Origin of the sequence: Acrocarpospora macrocephala (genome assembly GCF_009687865.1) — a bacterium.
In the GTDB taxonomy this organism is placed as follows: domain Bacteria; phylum Actinomycetota; class Actinomycetes; order Streptosporangiales; family Streptosporangiaceae; genus Acrocarpospora; species Acrocarpospora macrocephala.
The window spans coordinates 1-1,486 of sequence record NZ_BLAE01000157.1; the positions used below are offsets into that span (position 1 = coordinate 1).

At 68.2% G+C, this 1,486-nt stretch carries 1 other RNA gene and 1 pseudogene; both read right to left on the minus strand.

What is annotated here, in order from left to right:
- Positions 1-359 precede the first annotated feature (359 nt).
- Positions 360-748, minus strand: a transfer-messenger RNA (tmRNA) gene (gene ssrA, locus Amac_RS53405).
- 424 nt (positions 749-1,172) lie between these two features.
- Positions 1,173-1,486: pseudogene (locus tag Amac_RS54395) on the minus strand (penicillin-binding transpeptidase domain-containing protein); the annotation flags it as partial.

Below are 1,486 nucleotides of genomic sequence, written 5' to 3' on the forward strand. Positions count from 1 at the left end.
ACCCAGCCCTTTGATCTCCCTCGGGCTCCGCCCGACCCCGCCATGACGGCCCCCGGGCTCCGCCCGTCCCCGCCAACGCCGTGGCATCCACCATCCCAGGTGCGGTGGAGGACAAGTTGGGTCCACACCGGGATGCATGAAGGATCGCCCCCATATAACGCAAAAACGGCTTCCAGCCAAGCAGGCCGCCGCCGAGCCGAACCAATGCTCGCTTACCCGAACACGGCAACGCGATAGCTCGGGGGGCGTGGGGGGCTTGGCCCCCCACACCGGGGGGCTCGGGGGGTCGTCCCCCCGTGTAACAACCGAAACGACCCTGGGAAGGAAGCCCAAAAGGCTTCCGACCAGGGTCGTCCCATTCGTGGAGGTGGCGGGAATCGAACCCGCGTCCTTCGGCACCGAGCCAGGGCTTCTCCGGGCGCAGCCTGTTGTGAGTTTCTCGGCCCCGGCGATCTCACAGGCGAGTCGCCGACGGGCTCAGTCGCTGTTTGGTTTCCCTATTGGCCCCGCGACCGGGTCAAGAGGTTTAGCCTCCTAGCGATGCCAGGTCCCGGGCCGGAGGCGGTCCCGGGCTGACACGGCTTAGCTCGGCTGCTTAGGCAGCGAGAGCCAGCGTACGCTGGCTAGCCGGAGTGCTCGTGTTATCGGCACTTATTGGTTTGCGGTCACAGTGTTAACGAGGTTATGTCCGCCGTCCTCGGCCCGCTTCCCCTGCCTTGAAATGTCGAAGTCGAAACCGGTCACCCCCCTGTGGAATTGTCAACCCCGGCCCCGCCGGAGCGGAGACAGGCAACGCAACCTTACAGCCGTCAACGCCGTCACGCGAACCGGTATTCCAGCAGCGCGCGAGGCCCCCGGAACCCGTAAGCCCAGAAGCAGCAAGCCCTGGAACCCGTAAGCCCCAGAAGCAGCAAGCCTGGCACCCACATGCCCCAGAAACAGCAGGCCCCCAGAGAGTCCCAGGAACAGCAGACCCCTGAAACAACGGGTCCAAGAGCCGTAAGCCCCCGGAAGCAGCAGGCTTCCGGGGGCCGACCGGCAGGGTCGAGCCGGTCCGGACGGCAGGGCTCCCCCCGAGATGGAGCCCTGGTCGTTGACCGGGTCCGCAACCCCCCAAGCGGAACCCGGTCACTTGAGAAGACGCAGGTGAGGGCCGGGATGGTTGCCCGGGGTCAGAAATCTTTTCTGGTGCCGCTGAAGAAGGCGCCGGCCACGGAGGAGGCGCCCGCGGGGTCGGCGCCCCGCATCATGACGGCGACGGCGACGTCGCCCTGCCAGCCGACGAACCAGGAGAGCTGGCTGCGTTCCTTCTTCTCGACGTAGGTGACCGTGGACGCCACGCCGTACACGGGATCGCCGGGGGCGGCGGCGGCGCGGGCCGAGCCGGTGGCGACGCCGGCGCGCATGAGGGAGCGGAGTTCGGCGGCGATGCCGGCGTCGAGGGGGCGGGGCTCGGGCGGCTTGGGGATGGTCTCGGGGGTGGGGT